Below are 19,499 nucleotides of genomic sequence, written 5' to 3'. Positions count from 1 at the left end.
AACAAGGGCTTTGCGTTAGTATTCGCCCTCCACTAGGGAATGCCATGCCACTCACCATCGACGCCTGCGCCGCCCAGCACCAAGGGGATCGCAAAGAACAGCAAGACCGTGTCGCCATCTTGCCGCACCCACGCCATAAAGGCGTTTTGCTCGCCATCGTGGCCGACGGCATGGGCGGGCACACCGGCGGCGCACTGGCGGCAGAACAGGTGGTGCACACGGCACGCAGCAACCTCGAACATTTCTCACCAGGCGAAGAAAACCCGCGTTATCTGCTGGAACACAGCATGCAGGAAGCGCACACCATGATCAAAGCCTCGCGCTTCATCAACGAAAAAGACCCGCACAGCACGGCGGTCGCCATGGTGCTGCAACCGGGGCGCGCCACCTGGGGTTACTGCGGCGACAGCCGTCTCTATCATTTTCACGGCGCACGCCTGCAAACGCGCACCGTCGATCACTCTTACGTCGAGCACCTCATCGCCAGCGGGCGCATCACCCCGCTACAGGCGCTCACCCACCCCAACCGCAACGTGCTGATGACTTCCCTGGGCGGGCAGGATGCGCCACGCTTCGATTTTTCCGAAAACCACCTTCCTGCTGCCGGCGACAATTTCATGCTCTGTTCCGACGGCATCTGGGCCTATTTCAGCGACGATGAATTAGGATACCTGCTAAACGAGCATTCAGCGCGCGAAGCCTGCCAGAAAATCATCCGCCTGGCGCGCGAACGCGCCAACGGCAGCGGCGACAATTTATCTTTGGCGGTGATCCGTTTGCAGGACGTCGCAAAAAAACCCGCCAGTAGCGCGAAACACGGGAATCCCTGAAGCCCTACAGCAAAGCGTAAAAGCGTGCGTCCCGGCCCTATCGCAAGCGCGCACGAAATTAACCCGGACGGGGCTGTGTTCAGAGAGGGCCTAATCTAACGCTCATGCTGCCTGGCACCCTGAGCCTTAGCTTAAAAGCCTATCGATTCAAATCAATACGCCTTCGGATTTAACCTGCTTTTCGCCCCATCCCGCCCAAGAGCGCGGCCACCACTTTGCGCGGTTTGGTCAGCACATTTTTCACTGTTGCCGGGGCAGCGTCCGTCCCCGCGCCCAGGCTGCTTTGCGGCTCGTAAGGTTTGCTGAAATCGAAACCGTCGGCGGCGATCATTGCGTCGCGCCGCCCTTTACGCACGGGGCGGACGGGTTTTTCGACCAGCGGAGCGCGCAAGGGCGGCGGGCGCTTTTTCTTGTTGCCCGGCGGATATTCATACTCGGCTTCCGCTTCAAAACCGGCAATTTCGATTTGCTCGATGGGGCGTTTGATCAGTTTTTCGATCTCGACCAAATAGCCAACCTCGTGCGCGCTGACCAGCGAAATCGCATTGCCTTGCCGCCCAGCACGGCCGGTACGCCCGATACGGTGCACGTAGTCTTCCGGCACGTGCGGCAATTCATAATTGATGACGTAGGGCAGATCATCGATATCCAGGCCGCGCGCCGCCACGTCAGTCGCCACCAGGGCTTGCGTGCCGCCCGCCTTGAAGGCATCGAGCGCCTTGATGCGTTCAAGCTGGCTCTTGTCGCCGTGAATCGCGTCGGCATGAATGCCGGCCCGCTGCAATTCGCGCGACAGGCGCGAGCAACCCTGCTTGGTGCGCATGAACACGATGCACTGGCGAATATCGCCTGATTTCAAAAGCTTGATCAGCAAACCGCGCTTACCCCACTCCGACACCGGATGCACGCGATGGGTGATGGTTTCGGAAACCTGATTGCGCCGCGCCACTTCCACCAGCACCGGGTTGTGCAACATGCTGTCGGCGAGCTTTTTGATGTCGTCGGAAAAAGTCGCCGAAAACAGCAGGCTCTGGCGCTGCGCCGGCAGCATTTTGAGAATGCGCGTCACATCCGGGATGAAACCCATGTCCAGCATGCGATCGGCCTCGTCGAGCACGAGCGCCTGCACCGAATTGAAGCTGACACTTTTCGATTCCACATGGTCGAGCAAACGCCCCGGCGTCGCCACCAAAATCTCCACACCTTTTTTCAATTCAGCAATTTGCGGTTTGATATCCACGCCGCCAAAAGCACACATGGCGCGCAAAGAAGTATGTTTGCTGTAGGCCACCACCGACTCATAGACCTGCAAGGCCAATTCACGCGTCGGCGCAAGAATCAGGGCGCGCACCGGGTGGCGGGCGGGCGATGGGCTGCTGCTGGCAAAGGGCAAAATGCGCTGCAAAATGGGCAGCGTAAAGGCAGCGGTTTTTCCCGTGCCGGTTTGCGCCCCGCCCATGATGTCCTGGCCCGCCACCACTAAAGGAATCGCCTTTGCCTGAATCGGCGTGGGTTTGCTGTAACCAAGATCGTTTAAGGCACGTAACAATTCGGGCGCCAAGCCCAGATCGGAAAACGTGGTTTCGGGTGCCGCCAAGGCAGCGTCAGGAGTCGTATTTTCTAACATGGGGCGCAATTATACGCGCGCCAAGGCTTGTTTTTTTATGGTTTTTTCGCACCCAGTTTGAGCCAAAACGAGCTATTAAAAATAAAACACTGTACAAAAACACAGCTAACGCTTAAGCTTGCAAACACTGTGTTTTTAACCAGTTTGTGCGCAACTTGCTCACGGATGGCAAAAAACCCGAGCCTGGTACGGCGCGATACTTGAGGAGAGATAACATGGAAAGTCTACAAAAATGGTTCACTGCCCTGGTCGGAGTCAACGCCGCCGAACAAGAACGTCTGGCCCGCGCGCACGCTATTTTCAATGCCCCGCAACCGGATTTGTCACATTTCGAAATCCCCGCCTGCTGGCGGCGCAATGGCGCACATTGAAGAGAAGAGGCCCGCTGCGGCATAATATGGCGCATCAGAACTCAACCGCCAGCCCCGGGGAGCGCGCAGCGTGGCCAAATTCAAATCGAGCCAGATCGAAGAAACCATTCATTTGCACGGCAAGTGGCGGCGGCAATTCTTCAATGCGTTTGCCGGCGGCAACTACGCCGACATGCCTTTGTCGGAGCACCGCAGCTGCACCCTGGCCGGGGCCCTCGAAGCGCACAATGCGCCGCCCGAACTGATCGCCCTGCACCTACGTTTTCATGCCCTGGCCAATGAAATCACCACGCTCAGCCAAAACGGCCTGGGCGATGCCGCTGATTTACTCCTGCCGGAACTGAGCGAAAACGCACACCAACTGGCGGCAGCGCTCGACCAACTGCGCGATTAAAGCCCACCCGACAGCAACAGCGCCGCATCGATCCTGCTCGGTAAACTCAGGCGTTTTTTCAAGCACCGTAAACAGCTTGCCTCCCGGGCATCTCAAGAGGCGAGCAGATGCAAACGCCAAAACGCCAAACCGAGCCAGGCCACCAAAAGCAGCAGGAAACACAGCACGCCTTCCCCCCAAGGGCGGCGCGGCCCCGGCAAAAGCTTGCCGCAAGCGTGGCGCGGCCCGCGGGTAATTAAGGCAAAGAGCTGGTACATCAGATTATCCGCGCGCGCCCGACCGGCCAGTAAAGCCAGTGCGGCTTGCGCCAAAAGCGCCCAACCCAGCATTTCGAGTATGGCGCGCCAGGCCGATATAAAAAACAACAGCGCAGACGAAAGCGTCGCCATGTCCTACGCCACAGCGCCTACCCGGCTGCCCCGCCATGGGCATCGTCCAAGGCCTGCATTTTGCGGTTGTAATACACCACGATACCGAGGTAGCAGAAAAACCCGCCTTGCGCCGCAAAATAGAATCCGAGCGGAAAACCAAAACCCGTCAAAGTATTTAATTCACGGGCAAAAAAGATCATGCCAAAGGTCAACACACACCACAGGAGCAACAAACCCCCGGTCAAACGGCGCGTTTGCTGCCAATACACCGAAACACGCGTTGTATTTTTTGTCATCAATCGCCCCCTAAACGCCACGCTCGCCGGGTTGGCGCACACAAGCGAGAAACTCAGCGGTTTCCGGATTGGCCGGGGTCAGCAGACTGACGACAAGGTGGGTGGCAAAGCCCGCCACAATGCCGAACACGCCGGCAGAAGTGGAATGCAGATCAAACCACGGCCCCAGCATTTCCTCCCCCAAGCCCAACCAGGCGTGTCCGCCGAATTCCATGCGGGCGATGTAATACAGGGTCAGGCTCAAACCCACCAACATGCTGGCAATCGCCCCGGCGCGCGTCGCGCGTACCCAGAAAATCCCCAGCACCAAGGCCGGAAAGAGCGCCGCACCAGCGATGGAAAAGGCCCAGGCCACCATCGATAAAATCGTCCCTGGTTTTTGGGCGGCCACCAGCGCGGCCATCAAGGCCACCACCAAAAGCAGAATTTTGGCGATGACCAAACGAAATTGGGTCGAAGACTGCGGGCGAAACACGCGGAAATACACATCGTGCGACAAGGCGCTGGTAATCGTCAGCAACAAACCGTCTGCCGTAGATAAAGCGGCCGCCAAACCGCCCGCCGCCACCAAACCGGAAACCACATAGGGCATACCGGCGATTTCCGGGGTTGCCAGCACGATCACGTCCGGGTTGAGCGACAGTTCGGCGAATTGCAGCAGGCCATCGCCATTGATGTCCTCGAAGGTAATCAAGCCGATTTTCGCCCAGGCCATCACCCAGCCGGGCAATTTGGCGATGGGAATACCAACCAGATTGGACAGCACTTCGAACTTGGCGAATACAGCGTAAGCCGGCGCGGTGACGTACAAGATGCCGATAAACAAGAGCGACCAGAACACCGATTGACGTGCCTGCGCCACGCTGGGCGTAGTGTAGTAACGCATCAGCACATGCGGCAAGGCCGCCGTGCCTATGGTCAGGCAGAACACCAGGGCAAGAAAATTGTTGCGCAACACATTGCGTTCCGCCGCACTCTCACCGGGAAAAGCCTCCGCGTGCGGACGCGGCATCTGGCTGCGCGCCAGCGCATCGCGCTGCGCGCGCTCCCAATGTATTTTTGCTTCTTCCGGGGTTTTCGGCAGTTCGCGGCGCTGTCGCTCCAGCGCCACCACTTCGCGCATCTGTGCGTCACTGGCCCGCACGCGCTCGACCTCGGCGGCGTAATAGGCGCTTTCTTCCTGCAAGGAATGCGGCAGTTTCTGGATTTTTTCAGCAAAAATTGCGGCCCGCTCCCGATACAGGTCACGCACCTTGGCTTCGGCCGGCGCGGCAAATAATTCAGTTTCCAGCGCCGTCACCTGCTGCAGCACGCCGCCATACACCACTTGCGGCACCGGCACTCCGGTCACCTTGTAGGAAAGAATGGCGACCGGCGTCAGATAAGCAACAATCAAAATCAGGTATTGCGCCACCTGCGTCCAAGTAATCGCCCGCATCCCGCCCAAAAAGGAGCACACCAAAATCCCCGCCAGACCGACGAAAACACCAATTTCAAACTGCAGGCTGACAAAGCGGCTGGTGATCACACCGACGCCGTAAATCTGTGCCACGACATAGACGAAAGAAGCCAGAATCGCCGCGAACACGGCAATCAAACGCACCGCATTGCCGCCATAACGGGCGCTGAGAAAATCCGGAATGGTGAATTGACCGAAACGGCGCAAATAGGGCGCCAGCAACAAGGCCACCAGGACAAAACCGCCAGTCCAGCCAACGATGTAGGCCAATCCTTGAAACCCCTGCAAATACAAGGTGCCGGCCAGCCCCATGAAAGAGGCCGCGCTCATCCAATCGGCACCCGTCGCCATGCCATTGAAAAAAGCCGGCACACGCCGGCCCGCGACATAGTATTCGGAAACATCGGAGGTCCGGCTGAAGACGCCGATCGTGGCGTACATCGACACGGTAAACACCAAAAACGCATAGCCGATCCAGCGCGGCGGCATGCCATGGTTTTCCAGCACCGCCAAAAAACCGGTAAACAGCAGAAAAACCCCGGTGTAATAGAGGTAGTAACGCTGCAGCCGTGTCAGTTGCACGAGATCACGCCGCCTTGAATGAAATGTCGGGCAGGAAAATCACCGTCGTGCGCGCTTAATGACTGCGCCGCAAATGGCTGCTCGCCCGAGATTCATCGATCAATTCCGCCACCGTATCGATGCCCTTGCTGTGCGCCCGCACCACCAACATTTGAAAAATCCGTGCCAAGGCCAGACAGTTTTCATTGGGACTACGCCGCCCCTCGCCCAGATCCAGCCCAAAAACCTCCAGCCAGTCATCAAGCGGCATCGGTTGATGGTTTTTTTCTGCAAACAAGGCCGGCAGCAGCCAGGCCAGATCCACCCAACGCGGCTGGAAAGACAGGCCTAATTGCTGGCGCAGCGCCGGCAGTAAAAAACCGCCGACGTGGGCCGCGTAAAACACCACCAGCGGCGCTTTGCCGATGAACTGCAAAAAGGCTGCCAAACCGCGGGCCTTGTCTGCCGCATCTTCCTGCTTTGAAAGATCGAGATAAACGCTGCGCGCTGGCACCAGCACGCCACGATGCACTTCAGTCGCCGCCAGGCCGGTCAAGCGGTTGCGCTCGGGGTCCGGGCCGTCGGTGACGACATCGAGCACCACGTAACGGGTCAGAAAATGGGTGGATTCCAGATCATCGACCACCCGCCCCTGCCAATCGGCCAGCGTCGCCTGTACGTCGGCGGGCAAACTCGCCACATCGGGCGTCGCAGAAAAAATTTTCTTGATGCCGAACATGTCAGTGATTCACCTGATAATCCAGTTTCAGGCGCGACTGGATTTTGCGTGCCTGACGGAAAGATTCTTTCAGAATACGGCGATCGAGCTCGTTCAACTTTTCCGGGTCGATCAGGTTATCCCCCTGGCGCCCCGGCTCGCCGTGCAGATGTTGATGTTGCAGGCGCAAAAACTGGATGAAATTCAAACCATCGAGCACGGCATTGATTTCATCGCCGCGAATGTTCATTTTCTGCGCCGACAAACGCAGACGCTGCAAGGTATTGGTGCTATGCACCCCGGCCGAGAGCGCGTAGATGCGCGCCACATCGACAAAAATCCGCGAACCGTATTTTTTCAGGTCGATTTTACCGGGCGCATCGGGTTCCAGATCGGTGAGGAAATCGCGGATTTTGCCCAGCGGCGGGGCCACGTCGAGCGCATTGCGCGCCATCGCCTGCAGAAAAACCGGCATCGCCTGTGCCTGATGCAAGAGGTGGCGGCGCATACTGTCGGCCAGCTCGACCTTGCCATACAGCGGGCGAAAATCGAAAAAAATGCTGGCATTCAAGAGCGCCACCGGTTCCGGCACGCGGATCCATTCGGTGAATTGGCTGCGCCATTCATCCAGCGTCAGACACCACTGCGGATTGCTCGCCATGATGTCGCCCTTGCACAGCGGGAAACCAATCTGGTCGAGCGCCTTATTCACATCCAAAGCGAAGGCCAGGAGCCGTGCTTTCAAGCTCGCTTGATCTTCGCCCACCGGCACCTGATAGACGATGCCGTTATCCTGGTCGGTGCTGAAAGTTTGCTCATCGCGCCCTTCTGAACCGAAGGCCAGCCAGCACCAGTCGATACCGGAAAAATCGTGGCGCTCCAGATTGAGCTGCAACACGCGCCGCGTCAGCGCGTCATTCAAGGCGGAAATGAACTGCGTCAACTGCTCCGCCCCTATGCCCTGCGCCAGCATGTTGAAGGACAACTGGCGCACATCGGCAGCTGCGGTTTTCAGGGCGTCCACATCGGAGGCGGCCTCGATGGTCTGACGAATCTGGCGCAGCCCCACGCGCTGCAGGGCGAACAAGTCGCGCTCGGACACAATGCCGCTCAAAGCACCAGCATGGTCAGTGATGAGGACATGGCGGATGCCCTCCTTGGCCATGAGCAGCATGGCATCGTAGGCCGTGGCGTGTTCGTTCAGGGTGGCGGGTGTGGCCGACATCGCCTCACGAATCGCCGTAGTCAAAGGCAATTCGGCGAGCACCACGCGATCGAGCAAATCGCTACGGGTGAAAATGCCCTGCGGTTTTTTCTGTGTATCGACCACGATCACCGAGCCGACATTGGCTTGCGACATCGCCTGAAAAGCTTCGCGCAGCGGCGTTTCCGGCAGCACCGCCAGTGGACTGCGGGTTCCGATGCCGGACAGGGGCGAATTGAGCGTTTGCTGTTCGCTCGCCTTTTGCGCAAATTGCGCCTGCAACTGGCGGCGCGACTGATCGAGCAGACTGGCGATGTATTGCGTGCAAAAGAGGTTGAACTCCGGGCTTTTCGCCATCAACACCAAATAATCTTCGGCCGGCAGCAAATAACAAAAGCTGTCTTCCAGCGCCGTGTAATCATTGGTCGAGGGCCGCCCGGCGGTTACCGCACCGATGGGAAAGCTCTCGCCCGGGCCGTGACTGAGGATGGAGTACTCCGTCACCACCACCTCACCTGCCTGACGCGCCTGCACCTTGCCGGATTCGATCAAATAAAAATAACGCACATTGCCGGAATCCGCCCCAACGATGAGATTACCGGCCGGGTAAAAAACGATCTGGGCTTTTTCCGCAAACCACTGCAAGGATGCCGCGTCCATTTTGTTGAACGGCGCATGGCGCGAAAGAAAAGCCACCGTACTGGCCACTGCCCGGCGCTGCCCCTCTTGCTGCAGGCGGACACTGAGCGCACTCGTCTCGTGCGTGCCCTCTTGTGCTGTGCTCATAAACATCCCTTTATTATTTATTTCTGAAGAATCAAACGACTAAGCTGTTCAAATTAGTATTTTACCCGTGCAAAATAGGTTTTTTCTGCCGCCTCCAAGGCTTGGCGCACGGTGACCACCCCCATTTCCTCCAGGAGCGGCAGTAATTTCAAAAACACCTCGCCGGTCGCCAAAGCATCTTCCAGTGCGTTATGCCGGGTATCGATCTGGATACCCAGACGTTCCAGAATCACATCGAGCTTGTGCGACTCCTGATGCGGATGTACCACCGCCGAAAGGAGCAAGGTATCGAGCACCGGCTGGGTAAAGCGGGTCCCCGTGCGCTCTTCCTTCAACTGCAAAAAACGCATATCGAAGGCCGCGTTATGGGCAATCAGGACAGTGTCTTCGCAAAAGGCGTGGAAAGCGGGCAAAACCACGTCGATATTGGGCTGACCGCGCACCATGTCATCACGGATGCCGTGAATGGGAATACCCTGCGGCGGAATCGGCCCTTCCGGGTCGACCAGCTGGTTAAAGGTCTCCTGGCGCAAAAGCCGGTTATTGACAATGCGCGCCGCACCGATCTGGATGATTTCATCGCCCTTGGACGGCTCCAGCCCGGTGGTTTCCGTGTCAAAAACGGTATAGGCAAGCTCCGAGAGTTTACGATCAAGGTCGATGGATTTGTCTTCAAATTTGAATAGATCGAAATCGTAATATTCTGGCCGCCCCGTGGCCCGCCGCTCATCGGCCAGTTCCACACCAGGTGTCGCCAGCGGCAAAACGAAGCGGAAATACGCGCGGTGTGCGGCGCGTTCGCGCTGATACCAGATTTCGCCGCCGTGCCGGTCGATCACATCGCGTAAGGACAAGGACGAGGTTTCGCCCAGGGCCTGCATGGTTTCCATTTCCCAAGAATAAAAAGTCTCCGAGGAAATTGCCTGCCCCACCCAAATCGCATCAAGATAGACCAATTTACCTTCGCGGCTGGTACGAAAACGCAAATCGCGGATCTGGTAATGATCGAGCAGGCGCTCGGCAATGAAGGTCAGCGCAAACACTAGGGAAAAACTGTCGGCTTTGATCCACAGGCTGTCATCGACATCTTCGATCAGCACCACCAGATCGAGCTTGCTTTCGATCCGTCGCTGTGCGGCACCGATGATATCGACCGCCAGCACGTCCTCCAGCGGCCAGCGCGATTTCGCGGAATCAGAAAATTCGCTCATGGTTTCGTCCAGACGCAGGCTCATCTGCGCGGCCTCGTCATCCACCACCTTGACGAAGCGCTCACGCAGTTCAGCATCCATATCCGGATAATCGATCAAGTTGGCCACCGCCGCACGGATACTGCCCAGCGCCGCCCGACTGCCCTCGGTTAAAGCATGCAGGGCGTGATCGCGGCGCGCTTCTTCTTCCAGCGTGCGCGTGATGTTATCCACCGTCAGCACATAGCCGGTCATGGCCCGCTCGGCCTCTTCGCTGCCGGCGGCAAACACCGGCACCATCTGGATGCGCAAAAGTTGCCCGCCGGGCGTGGTGGTGACGAAATTTGCCAAGGGGCTCTGATGCTTGGCCAGGCGCTGGTAAATGATTTCGCGCGCATGCTCGACCTGGCTTTTTTCCAGAATGGAAAAAATTGAGCGCCCCAAACCGATCAAGGTGCCGCCGCTCACCGAAGTCGGCCCTTGCGACAGCGCCTTGAACTGCAAGCGAGCGCGGTTGTTATAGAGCAGGATGCGGCCATCGAGATTGCATACCACCACGGCCTGCGCCAACTCCGACATGAGTGCCGCCAGACGGTTTTTTTCTTCTTCCACCGAAGCATTGGCCTGGGCGATGCGCAATTCCACATCGTCGAGCAGGGCATCGCGCTGCGCCGCCAGATCATTCGCCGCCTTCGCCAGATTTTCGACTTCCGGCGGCCCCTCTTGTTTGACGCGAAAATTCCGGTTGGCCGCCAGCATCATGTGCAACTGCTCCGCCATGCCGAGCAAACCTTCGACATATTGCTTGAACAACTTGTGCAAGACGACCACGCCGACAATAAAACCGAACAGCGTCATGGAAATTCCCACCGGCAGATGCGGCAGTAAAAGATCGAGCAATTTCTGGTGCTCGGCCTCCTCCATCCCCACCCAAACGAGTAGCACGGTAATCATGAAGGGGCCGGTCATGAGTAGGCCGAGCACGGCAATCGCCAGCAGGAAACGGGCTTTAGCTTTCATGGTGTGGCATCAAAAAAGAAGGAAAACGGCAGCGGCTGCACATCAGGCCGCCAGCACATCGCGGATACGCCCGATCAAATCCTTGGTGGAAAAAGGTTTGGTCATATAAGCATCGGCCCCCAAGGCCAAACCCTTGGCCATTTCGGTATCACGCCCTTTGGCGGTGAGCATGATGATTTTCAGCCCCGCCTGCGCCGGGTCGGCACGCAGCGCTTCGCAGACTTCAAAACCGGATTTTTTCGGCATCATCACATCGAGCAAAATCAAATCGGGGGCAAACTCCGCCACCTTGCTCAAGGCTTCTTCCCCATCGTTCGCCACAGCGACCGCAAAACCCTCTTTTTTGATGAGAAATTCCAGGGAAATGACGATATTCGGCTCATCGTCGACGATCAATATTTTTTGAACCATCTTTTTTAGTCTCCAGTTATTGTGCTTCCGAAACCTCTGCAGGAATCGTGAAAACGAAGGTGGCACCTGCTCCCGGCGCACTTTCCACCGAGAGCTTACCACCAAAGTGTTCGACGATCTGCCGACTGATCGGCAGTCCCAAACCCGTACCCTGCGGTTTATCCGTGAGCGTATTTCCGCCTTGGCGAAATTTCTCGAAAACGCTGCGACATTCTTCTGCCGTCAGCCCCGGACCGTTATCGGCCACCGCCACACGCACCATGCCCTTGTCGGCGCGGACATCGACCTCGACCACCCCGTTCTGCGCGGCGACAAACTTCACCGCATTTGACAGCAAATTCACCACCACCTGCATCAAACGATCACGATCGGCCAATACACCGGGCAAGCCCGTGGCGATCTGCTGCGTCAAACGCACGCCTTTATCGCGATACAAGGGCTCCAGCGCAGCAATACTCTCAGCCACCACCTGATCTACCGCAACCACGGTGGGCGACCATTCGGCCCGCCCGGATTCGAGCTTGGCCATGTCCAGCACCTGATTGATGAGACGCGTCAGGCGCTCGGTTTCGCTGACGATGATGCCGAGAAAACGTTTGCGCTGCGCCAATTCCAGCTCCGGGTCTTCGTGCAGCATTTCCGACAGGGCGCGAATCGAGGTCAACGGCGTGCGTAATTCGTGCGTCACCGTAGAGATGAAATCGTCCTTCATCCGGTCCAGCTCGCGCAAGCGTTCGTTGGCGGCGCGTAATTCGGCAGTCGCTGCCTCCAGCGCCCGCTGTTTATCTTCCAGCTCGCGACTATAGGCGCGAATCTGACTGGCTTCGTCGAGAATCTCGAACACTTCTTCCAGCCCCAGGTCTTCTTCGCGCACCACGCTCGCCACCATGGCGCGCGCACTGGCCGAGCCAATCGCCCCGGCCAGCTCATTTTCAGCAAACTCGACGAAAGAAGCATCCGGCACCAGACTGCGCCATTCGGCAACACCACGCGCGCGCGCATAAACCTGCAACTGCATGTGCGCCCGCAGCGGCCCCAAAAAACGCTCCAACAGGCCAGCAATCTCGGCGAGTGAAGCATTCCCCCGCCACGCCCGGCTGCCCGGTGTTTGCCAGGCATGGCGAAAAACATCGACAAAAGATTCCGCCTGACGCACTTCCATGGCATCAGCCTCGCTCATCAGCGACACCGTGACATAGGCCAGAAGATTGGCCAGCAGGCTCCACCATAAGCAATGCGAAATCTCGTCTAAACCGCTCAAACCAAATAAAGCCTGGGCGCGCAGCAACTCGATACCAAATAAACCCTGTGTCAAAAAGGCAGCATCGATCCAGCCTGATTTGGCAAACGCCGGCAAGAGCAAGGTGTAGAGCCACACCGCAAAGCCGGTCAGCAAGCCGGCCAGCGCGCCGGCGCGTGTCCCCTGCTTCCAGTACATGCCGCCAAACAAAGCCGGCGCGAATTGCGCCACGGCGGCGAAGGAAATCAGGCCAATACCCACCAGGGCGTGCGCTTCGCCGGCCGCCTTGAAATAAACATAGCCCAGTAACAACACCAGCACGATGGCCAGACGCCGGATACCGATGAGCAGGCCGGACAAATCCGGGCGACGCTCCGGGTGCAACCAGTGCGAACGCAGCAAAATAGGCATGACCAGGTCGTTACACATCATCGTCGACAGTGCGATGGTTTCCACGATGACCATGCCGGTGGCGGCCGACAAACCGCCGATGAAAACAAAAAGCGCCAGGGCCTCGGCTTTTTCTGCCAGCGGCAAGGTGAGCACGAAAACATCCGGATTCACCCCGCCGCCAAAATGCAACAGGCCACCCAAGGCTACCGGCAAAACGAAAATATTGATGAGCAGCAAATACAGCGGAAACAACCACACCGCCCGTTTCAAATGCGACTCATCGACGTTTTCCACCACCAATACCTGAAACTGACGCGGCAAAAAAATGATCGCCAGAGCCGAGAGCACAATCATCGCCGCCCAGGCACTCGGTTTGGGGGTTTGTGGCGTGAGCAAGGCCTGCAATTCCGGATGCTGGGCGGCGCGGGTAAAAAGATCGGTAAAACCGTCATACATGCCGTAGGTGACAAATAACCCGACCGCCAGAAAAGCCAGTAATTTGACCAGGGATTCAAAGGCCACCGCGGCCACCATGCCCTCATGACGCTCCGTGGCATCGAGGTGGCGCGTGCCGAACAAGATCGTAAAGGCCGCCAGCACTGCCGCCACCAGCAGGGTGGAATCGATCCCCGCCACTCGCACGGCCTGCCCGGGTTGATCGAACAAAACCTCCAGGCTGGCGGCCACCGCTTTCAGCTGCAAAGCGATGTAAGGCACCACGCCGACCACTGCAATCACCGTCACCAGGCCGGCCAGCCAGGCGCTTTTGCCATAGCGCGCCGCGATGAAATCGGCGATCGTGGTAATGCGCTGCGCCTTGGCAATACGCAACATTTTGACCAACACACCCACACACAGGAGCATCAGGGTCGGGCCAAGATAAATCGTCAAAAAAGACAGCCCACCCGAGGTCGCTCGCCCGACGCTGCCGAAAAACGTCCACGAGGTGCAATACACCGCCAGCGACAAGGCGTAAACATTGGCAGAAATGATGGAGCGGCCAGCATCGGCGCGGGCATCGCCAAACCGGGCAATGGCAAACAAAGCGCCCAGATAGAGCACCGACAAAAATGCCACCAGGGTGCCGGATAACATCAGCGCCCCCGGCTTTCGGCAATCATGGCAGCCAGGGCAATCACCAGCGCCCAGACGCCGAACAAATAAAGCACCACCGCCGGCCAGTCGGCCCACTGACCTTGCGCCAAACCCAAGAGCGGATAGGTCAGCAAAACGGCAGCGCACAGCCCCAGCGCCGTCAGGCGTTGTCGTGTTGGACTACTACGGCGCATCACACCCCCCTTCGCTAAGAAAAATGGCTGGTACGCAATGCGCACCAGCCATTGGGGCCTGCAGTCATTCGACTACATGCGAACCGCTACATCGGCGGTTCTTCGTCTCCTCTCGCCCTGATAATGCTTAGCCGCGCAACTGCTCCAGAATGGCCGGGTTTTCCAGAGTCGAGGTGTCTTGCGTGAGTTCCTCACCCTTGGCCAGGCCGCGCAAGAGGCGACGCATGATCTTGCCGGAACGGGTCTTGGGCAGGTTGTCACCAAAGCGAATATCTTTGGGCTTGGCGATCGGGCCGATTTCCTTGCCCACCCAGTCGGCCAGTTCCTTGACCAGCTTCTTGGTGGCTTCCGGATCGGTCGGACGGGCACCCTTGAGCACCACGAAGGCAACGATGGCTTCACCGGTCAGATCGTCCGGACGGCCCACCACGGCAGCCTCGGCCACCAGCGGGTTGGCGACCAGCGCCGATTCGATTTCCATGGTGCCCATGCGGTGACCGGAAACGTTGAGCACGTCGTCGATACGCCCGGTAATGGTGAAGTAACCGGTATTGGCATCGCGGATGGCACCGTCACCCGCCAGGTAAAGTTTGCCCTGGAAGTCGGCCGGGAAGTAGGACTTGACGAAGCGTTCGTCGTCGTTCCAGATGGTGCGGATCATCGACGGCCACGGCTTCTTGCAGACCAGGATACCGCCCTGGCCCCACGGCAATTCAGCACCGGTCTCATCGACCACGGCGAACTGGATACCCGGGAAAGGCAGGGTGCAGGAACCCGGCACCATCGGCGTCGCGCCCGGCAGCGGGGTGATCATGTGACCGCCGGTTTCGGTCTGCCAGAAGGTATCGACGATGGGGCAGCGCGAACCGCCGACGTTTTCGTAATACCAGGTCCAGGCCGCCGGGTTGATCGGCTCGCCGACCGAACCCAGGATGCGCAGCGACGACAGGTTGTAGCTCTTCGGATGCACGGCGGCATCGGCTTCGGACATCTTGATCAGCGAACGGATAGCGGTCGGCGCGGTGTAGAACACGGTGGCCTTGTGATCCTGGATCATCTTCCAGAAACGACCGGCGTTCGGGAAGGTCGGCACGCCTTCGAAAACGATTTCGGTCGCGCCGCAGGCCAAGGGACCGTAGGTGATGTAGGTGTGACCGGTGACCCAGCCGATGTCGGCGGTACACCAGAAAACGTCGCTATCTTTGATATCGAAGGTGTACTTCATGGTCAGCACGGCATGCAGCAGGTAGCCGCCGGTGGAGTGCTGAACGCCCTTCGGCTTGCCGGTGGAACCGGAGGTGTAGAGCAGGAAGAGCGGATGCTCGGCCTCGACCCATTCCGGATCGCAGGTTTCCGGCTGGCCTTCCAGACCGTCGTGCAGCCAGGAATCGCGCCCGGCCACCATATTGACTTCGGCACCGGTGCGCTTGAAGACGATGACGTTTTTGCAGGAATCGCAGCCGCCCAGCGCGAAGGCTTCATCGGCAATCGGCTTCAGCGGAATGGCTTTGCCGCCGCGGAACTGGCCGTCGGCAGTAATCAGCATGACGGCGCCGGCATCGTTGATACGATCGCGCAGGGATTGCGAGGAGAAGCCGCCGAACACCACCGAGTGGGTAGCGCCGATGCGGGCGCAAGCCTGCATGGCGACGATGCCTTCGATCGTCATCGGCAGGTAAATGACGACCCGGTCGCCCTTCTTGACGCCCTTGCTCTTCAACAGGTTGGCCATTTTGCAAACTTTGGCCAGCAATTCCTTGTAGGTGACCTTGGTCACGTCGCCGTTGTCGGCTTCGAAGATGATGGCGACCTTGTCGCCCTTACCCGCTTCGATCTGGCGATCCAGGCAGTTGTACGAAACGTTCAGCTTGCCGCCGGTAAACCACTTGTAGAACGGCGCATTGGATTCATCCAGCACCTTGGTAAAGGGCTCTTTCCAGCTCACCATTTCCAGGGCGCGCTTGCCCCAGTAGCCTTCGTAGTCGGCTTCCGCTTCCGCGCACAGCGCCTTGTAGGCGTCCATCCCGGAAACCGCTGCGTTCTTCACAATCTCTTCGGACGGATAGTAGAACTGCACGGACTCATTCGACATATTTTTCTCCTCTGCGGCACTTCGCAATTATGTTGATTGAAACAACCGATCGAACCGGGAGAAAAACCTCCCGGCACAAATAAACCGCTCCCACCGAACGAACAACCCTCCGCGTCGGTGGCCGGGGCTCATTACACGACGATATTCTTACAAAGCCCTTACGAAATCACGCTGCGGCGCAGCATTGACGCTGTATTGCCCTACTTGAGCGAAGGCATTCAAACCCGGCGGGCACGCCAAAATCCGGCGCACTCCGCGTGCTAAACTGCGCGCCTTACTTTTCAACGCAGCACCATGAAATCTGTCATCTCCCCCATGGAACGGCTGATTTTTTCCAGCCGCTGGATTCAAGCACCGCTCTATCTCGGTCTGATCGTCGCGCAAATCGTTTATTGCTGGCTGTTCATGGTCGAACTCAGCCATTTGGTGCACCAGGCTTTTGACAGCGCCCATTTCAGCGAAACCGAAGTGATGCTGCTGGTGCTGGGCCTGATCGATGTGGTGATGATTGCCAACCTGCTCGTCATGGTCATCGTCGGCGGCTATGAAACTTTTGTTTCCCGTCTCGACCTGGATCAACATCCAGACCAGCCGGAGTGGTTGTCGCACGTCAATGCCGGCGTGCTCAAAATCAAATTATCGACGGCGATTATCGGTATTTCGTCGATCCACCTTTTGAAGAGCTTCATCAATGCCGCCAACGTCAGCGAACATACGCTCAAGTGGCAGGTTGCGATTCACCTCGTCTTCCTTTTTTCCGCGCTGATCATGGCCCTGGTCGACAAGGTCATGACCCAGACCCTCATCCTGCAACACAACAAACACCACTAAAAACGGAGACCACCATGGCAGCCATCAAGCAAGAAGATCTCATTCAGTCCGTCGCGGACGCTTTCCAGTACATCAGCTATTACCACCCGCTCGACTACATCAAGGCGCTGGGCGAGGCTTACGAGCGTGAAGAATCGCCTGCCGCCAAGGATGCGATTGCGCAGATTCTCACCAACTCGCGCATGTCCGCCGAAGGCCACCGCCCGATCTGCCAAGACACCGGCATCGGCGTCGTCTTCATCAAAATCGGCATGGGTGTCAGCTGGCCGGACGCCACCATGAGCGTGCACGAGATGATCAACGAAGGGGTGCGCCGCGCTTACATGAACCCGGACAACCCCTTGCGCGCTTCCGTGCTGGTCGACCCCGCCGGCGGGCGCAAAAACTCCAAGGACAACACCCCGGCCGTCGTGCATTTCGACATCGTCGACGGCGACACGGTGGACGTCATTTGCGCGGCCAAGGGCGGCGGCTCGGAAAACAAAACTAAGTTTTACGCGCTCAACCCCTCCGATTCGGTCGTCGATTGGGTACTCAAAACGCTGCCCGAAATGGGGGCTGGCTGGTGTCCGCCGGGCATTCTTGGCATCGGCATCGGCGGCACGCCGGAAAAAGCCATGTTGCTCGCCAAGGAATCCCTGATGGCGCCGGTGGATATTCAAGACCTGATCGCCAAGCAGCAATCCGGCGCTGAACTCAGCAGCGTGGAAAAACTGCGCCTGGAACTCTACGAAAAGGTCAACGCACTTGGCATTGGCGCGCAAGGCCTGGGCGGCCTCACCACCGTGCTCGACGTGAAAATCATGGATTACCCCACGCATGCGGCTTCTTTGCCGATTGCCATGATTCCCAACTGCGCCGCCACGCGGCACTGTCATTTCACGCTCGATGGCTCCGGCCCCGCCGTGCTGCCCACGCCGAAGCTGGAAGATTGGCCGGCCGTGACCTGGACGCCGGATCTGAAATCGGCCACCCGCGTCAACCTCGATACACTCACCAAGGCCGAAGTCGCCGCCTGGAAACCCGGCCAGAAACTGCTCCTCAACGGCAAGCTACTCACCGGGCGCGATGCGGCGCATAAACGCATCGCCGACATGCTGGCCAAGGGCGAAAAACTACCGGTCGATTTCACCAACCGCGTGATTTACTACGTCGGCCCGGTGGACCCGGTACGCGATGAAGTGGTCGGCCCCGCCGGCCCCACCACCGCCACCCGCATGGACAAATTCACCCGCATGATGCTGGAAAAAACCGGCCTCATTTCCATGGTCGGCAAGTCCGAGCGCGGCCCGGTCGCCATTGAAGCCATCAAAGACAACCAATCGGCCTATCTCATGGCGGTGGGCGGTGCGGCCTATCTCGTCTCGAAGGCGATCAAGGCGGCCAAGGTCGTCGGCTTCGCCGATCTGGGCATGGAAGCCATTTACGAATTCGACGTCGAGGACATGCCCGTCACCGTCGCGGTCGACTCTACCGGCAGCAGCGTGCATGAAACCGGGCCGAAAGAATGGCAAATCAAGATTGGCAAAATTCCGCTCAAAGGCTGAGTCGACCAAGTAAAACCCATACCCACAAAAAACCGGCCTTGCGGCCGGTTTTTTATTGCCGCCGCAAGCTGGCGGCGCATAAAAGCTGAGCGCCTGCCTTATACCGACATACCCATGCTCGGGCAGGCATCGCTGCATCCCACGGTGCCTTCGATGATGCTGCGCACGCGGCCCATGGCTTCGCGCAGCACCTGTTCCAGGCTCTCGAAATGGATACCTTCCTGACTGCTGCCGCGGCCGGCGGCGTGGTTGGCAACGAGATTGATGGCGGCGTAAGGAATCTCCATCTCACGCGCCAGCACGGCTTCCGGCATGCCGGTCATGCCGACCACGTCGGCGCCGTCGTTTTGGTAGCGGTTAATTTCCGCCGCCGTTTCCAGGCGCGGCCCCTGGGTAGCGGCATAAATGCCACCCACATGTAATTCGATGGCGAGTTTTTTTGCCGAAGCGATGATCCGACGGGACAAATCCGCATCGTAAGGGAAGGTGAAATCGACGTGGCGCACCGGCGCGCCAGGGCCATCGAAAAAAGTAGACTGGCGACCCCAGGTGTAATCGATGATCTGATCTGGAATGATCAAATCGCCCGGATCGAGATCGGCGCGGATACTGCCCACAGAAGCCACCGAAATGATGCCGCTGACGCCGGCCTGCTGCAGCGCCCAGATATTGGCCCGATAATTCACCATATGCGGCGCAATGGTGTGACCGTAGCCGTGGCGCGGCAAAAACACCGCCGCGTGGCCACAGATCTGGCCGAACACCAGCGCGCCGGAAGGCTCGCCATAGGGCGTGCGCACCACTTCGCGATGCGAGACGTCGAGATTGGACAAGGTGGTCAGGCCGCTGCCGCCAATGATTGCAAGCAT

General features: G+C 58.4%; 17 protein-coding genes. 5 read left to right on the top strand and 12 right to left on the bottom strand.

Annotation, left to right across the window (positions count from 1 at the left end; translation table 11 throughout):
- Nucleotides 1–44: 44 nt before the first annotated feature.
- A complete protein-coding gene (locus tag ACM62Q_RS04840; protein ID WP_415034138.1) occupies nucleotides 45–830 on the top strand; it encodes a PP2C family protein-serine/threonine phosphatase in 786 nt (261 codons plus the stop codon).
- A gap of 169 nt (nucleotides 831–999) precedes the next feature.
- Here the strand turns inward: ACM62Q_RS04840 and ACM62Q_RS04835 are convergent, their stop codons facing one another.
- Nucleotides 1,000–2,457, bottom strand: a complete 1,458-nt coding sequence (locus ACM62Q_RS04835) for a DEAD/DEAH box helicase (RefSeq protein ID WP_415034136.1) — start codon at nucleotides 2,455–2,457, stop codon at nucleotides 1,000–1,002.
- A 215-nt stretch (nucleotides 2,458–2,672) separates the two neighbouring features.
- On the opposite strand from ACM62Q_RS04835, the gene ACM62Q_RS04830 reads away from it, so the two are divergent.
- Together ACM62Q_RS04830 and ACM62Q_RS04825 are read left to right on the top strand one after the other, a co-directional pair.
- Nucleotides 2,673–2,828 carry a hypothetical protein gene (locus ACM62Q_RS04830; protein ID WP_415034134.1) on the top strand — a complete coding sequence of 52 codons (156 nt, stop codon included), beginning with the start codon at nucleotides 2,673–2,675 and terminating at the stop codon, nucleotides 2,826–2,828.
- Nucleotides 2,829–2,898: 70 nt separating this feature from the next.
- The gene (locus ACM62Q_RS04825) at nucleotides 2,899–3,222 is read left to right on the top strand and encodes a hypothetical protein (protein ID WP_415034132.1); all 324 of its coding nucleotides are present in this window, start codon (nucleotides 2,899–2,901) and stop codon (nucleotides 3,220–3,222) included.
- A 92-nt stretch (nucleotides 3,223–3,314) separates the two neighbouring features.
- Here the strand turns inward: ACM62Q_RS04825 and ACM62Q_RS04820 are convergent, their stop codons facing one another.
- The 10 genes from ACM62Q_RS04820 to acs all read right to left on the bottom strand — a co-directional run bounded on the left by ACM62Q_RS04820 (nucleotide 3,315) and on the right by acs (nucleotide 16,252).
- Nucleotides 3,315–3,611: a hypothetical protein gene (locus ACM62Q_RS04820; protein ID WP_415034130.1), complete on the bottom strand. Its 297-nt coding sequence runs from the start codon at nucleotides 3,609–3,611 to the stop codon at nucleotides 3,315–3,317.
- Nucleotides 3,612–3,628: 17 nt separating this feature from the next.
- Complete coding sequence (locus tag ACM62Q_RS04815; RefSeq protein ID WP_415034128.1) at nucleotides 3,629–3,889, bottom strand: DUF4212 domain-containing protein; 261 nt, start codon at nucleotides 3,887–3,889, stop codon at nucleotides 3,629–3,631.
- 10 nt (nucleotides 3,890–3,899) lie between these two features.
- A complete protein-coding gene (locus ACM62Q_RS04810) occupies nucleotides 3,900–5,930 on the bottom strand; it encodes a sodium:solute symporter family protein (RefSeq protein WP_415034126.1) in 2,031 nt (676 codons plus the stop codon).
- A 55-nt stretch (nucleotides 5,931–5,985) separates the two neighbouring features.
- Nucleotides 5,986–6,648 (bottom strand): hypothetical protein, encoded by a 663-nt coding sequence (locus ACM62Q_RS04805; RefSeq protein WP_415034124.1) that lies wholly within the window; start codon nucleotides 6,646–6,648, stop codon nucleotides 5,986–5,988.
- A 1-nt stretch (nucleotide 6,649) separates the two neighbouring features.
- Nucleotides 6,650–8,617, bottom strand: coding sequence for a DUF294 nucleotidyltransferase-like domain-containing protein (locus ACM62Q_RS04800; protein WP_415034122.1), 1,968 nt, complete (start codon nucleotides 8,615–8,617; stop codon nucleotides 6,650–6,652).
- A 53-nt stretch (nucleotides 8,618–8,670) separates the two neighbouring features.
- Nucleotides 8,671–10,827, bottom strand: a complete 2,157-nt coding sequence (locus tag ACM62Q_RS04795) for an exonuclease domain-containing protein (protein ID WP_415034120.1) — start codon at nucleotides 10,825–10,827, stop codon at nucleotides 8,671–8,673.
- A 42-nt stretch (nucleotides 10,828–10,869) separates the two neighbouring features.
- Complete coding sequence (locus ACM62Q_RS04790) at nucleotides 10,870–11,238, bottom strand: response regulator transcription factor (protein ID WP_415034118.1); 369 nt, start codon at nucleotides 11,236–11,238, stop codon at nucleotides 10,870–10,872.
- Between the two features lie 16 nt (nucleotides 11,239–11,254).
- Nucleotides 11,255–13,966 carry an ATP-binding protein gene (locus tag ACM62Q_RS04785; protein ID WP_415034116.1) on the bottom strand — a complete coding sequence of 904 codons (2,712 nt, stop codon included), beginning with the start codon at nucleotides 13,964–13,966 and terminating at the stop codon, nucleotides 11,255–11,257.
- On the bottom strand, nucleotides 13,966–14,160 hold the full coding sequence (locus ACM62Q_RS04780; RefSeq protein WP_415034115.1) for a hypothetical protein: 195 nt from the start codon (nucleotides 14,158–14,160) through the stop codon (nucleotides 13,966–13,968). Before ACM62Q_RS04780 ends, ACM62Q_RS04785 begins: the two co-directional genes overlap by 1 nt.
- A gap of 127 nt (nucleotides 14,161–14,287) precedes the next feature.
- The gene (gene acs / locus ACM62Q_RS04775; protein ID WP_415034114.1) at nucleotides 14,288–16,252 is read right to left on the bottom strand and encodes an acetate--CoA ligase; all 1,965 of its coding nucleotides are present in this window, start codon (nucleotides 16,250–16,252) and stop codon (nucleotides 14,288–14,290) included.
- A gap of 294 nt (nucleotides 16,253–16,546) precedes the next feature.
- Between acs and ACM62Q_RS04770 the strand changes: the two genes are divergently transcribed.
- Both ACM62Q_RS04770 and ACM62Q_RS04765 read left to right on the top strand, forming a co-directional pair.
- Nucleotides 16,547–17,083 carry a TIGR00645 family protein gene (locus ACM62Q_RS04770; protein WP_415034112.1) on the top strand — a complete coding sequence of 179 codons (537 nt, stop codon included), beginning with the start codon at nucleotides 16,547–16,549 and terminating at the stop codon, nucleotides 17,081–17,083.
- Between the two features lie 14 nt (nucleotides 17,084–17,097).
- Nucleotides 17,098–18,630, top strand: a complete 1,533-nt coding sequence (locus tag ACM62Q_RS04765; protein WP_415034110.1) for a fumarate hydratase — start codon at nucleotides 17,098–17,100, stop codon at nucleotides 18,628–18,630.
- A 98-nt stretch (nucleotides 18,631–18,728) separates the two neighbouring features.
- Here ACM62Q_RS04765 and ACM62Q_RS04760 read toward each other — a convergent pair whose 3' ends face one another.
- Complete coding sequence (locus ACM62Q_RS04760; RefSeq protein WP_415034108.1) at nucleotides 18,729–19,499, bottom strand: S-methyl-5'-thioinosine phosphorylase; 771 nt, start codon at nucleotides 19,497–19,499, stop codon at nucleotides 18,729–18,731.

It is taken from the genome of Azonexus sp. (genome assembly GCF_047638095.1).
Taxonomy (GTDB): domain Bacteria; phylum Pseudomonadota; class Gammaproteobacteria; order Burkholderiales; family Rhodocyclaceae; genus Azonexus.
This window is presented reverse-complemented; position numbering and strand designations above follow the sequence as displayed.

Excerpts from the sequence above, each read along its gene's own strand:
- ACM62Q_RS04760 (WP_415034108.1), bottom strand. The coding sequence starts at position 19,499 with ATGCTTGCAATCATTGGCGGCAGCGGCCTGACCACCTTGTCCAATCTC.
- ACM62Q_RS04835 (WP_415034136.1), bottom strand. The coding sequence starts at position 2,457 with ATGTTAGAAAATACGACTCCTGACGCTGCCTTGGCGGCACCCGAAACC.
- ACM62Q_RS04800 (WP_415034122.1), bottom strand. The coding sequence starts at position 8,617 with ATGAGCACAGCACAAGAGGGCACGCACGAGACGAGTGCGCTCAGTGTC.
- ACM62Q_RS04795 (WP_415034120.1), bottom strand. The coding sequence starts at position 10,827 with ATGAAAGCTAAAGCCCGTTTCCTGCTGGCGATTGCCGTGCTCGGCCTA.
- ACM62Q_RS04790 (WP_415034118.1), bottom strand. The coding sequence starts at position 11,238 with ATGGTTCAAAAAATATTGATCGTCGACGATGAGCCGAATATCGTCATT.
- ACM62Q_RS04785 (WP_415034116.1), bottom strand. The coding sequence starts at position 13,966 with ATGTTATCCGGCACCCTGGTGGCATTTTTGTCGGTGCTCTATCTGGGC.
- ACM62Q_RS04805 (WP_415034124.1), bottom strand. The coding sequence starts at position 6,648 with ATGTTCGGCATCAAGAAAATTTTTTCTGCGACGCCCGATGTGGCGAGT.
- acs (WP_415034114.1), bottom strand. The coding sequence starts at position 16,252 with ATGTCGAATGAGTCCGTGCAGTTCTACTATCCGTCCGAAGAGATTGTG.
- ACM62Q_RS04780 (WP_415034115.1), bottom strand. The coding sequence starts at position 14,160 with ATGCGCCGTAGTAGTCCAACACGACAACGCCTGACGGCGCTGGGGCTG.
- ACM62Q_RS04840 (WP_415034138.1), top strand. The coding sequence starts at position 45 with ATGCCACTCACCATCGACGCCTGCGCCGCCCAGCACCAAGGGGATCGC.
- ACM62Q_RS04820 (WP_415034130.1), bottom strand. The coding sequence starts at position 3,611 with ATGGCGACGCTTTCGTCTGCGCTGTTGTTTTTTATATCGGCCTGGCGC.
- ACM62Q_RS04770 (WP_415034112.1), top strand. The coding sequence starts at position 16,547 with ATGAAATCTGTCATCTCCCCCATGGAACGGCTGATTTTTTCCAGCCGC.
- ACM62Q_RS04815 (WP_415034128.1), bottom strand. The coding sequence starts at position 3,889 with ATGACAAAAAATACAACGCGTGTTTCGGTGTATTGGCAGCAAACGCGC.
- ACM62Q_RS04830 (WP_415034134.1), top strand. The coding sequence starts at position 2,673 with ATGGAAAGTCTACAAAAATGGTTCACTGCCCTGGTCGGAGTCAACGCC.
- ACM62Q_RS04765 (WP_415034110.1), top strand. The coding sequence starts at position 17,098 with ATGGCAGCCATCAAGCAAGAAGATCTCATTCAGTCCGTCGCGGACGCT.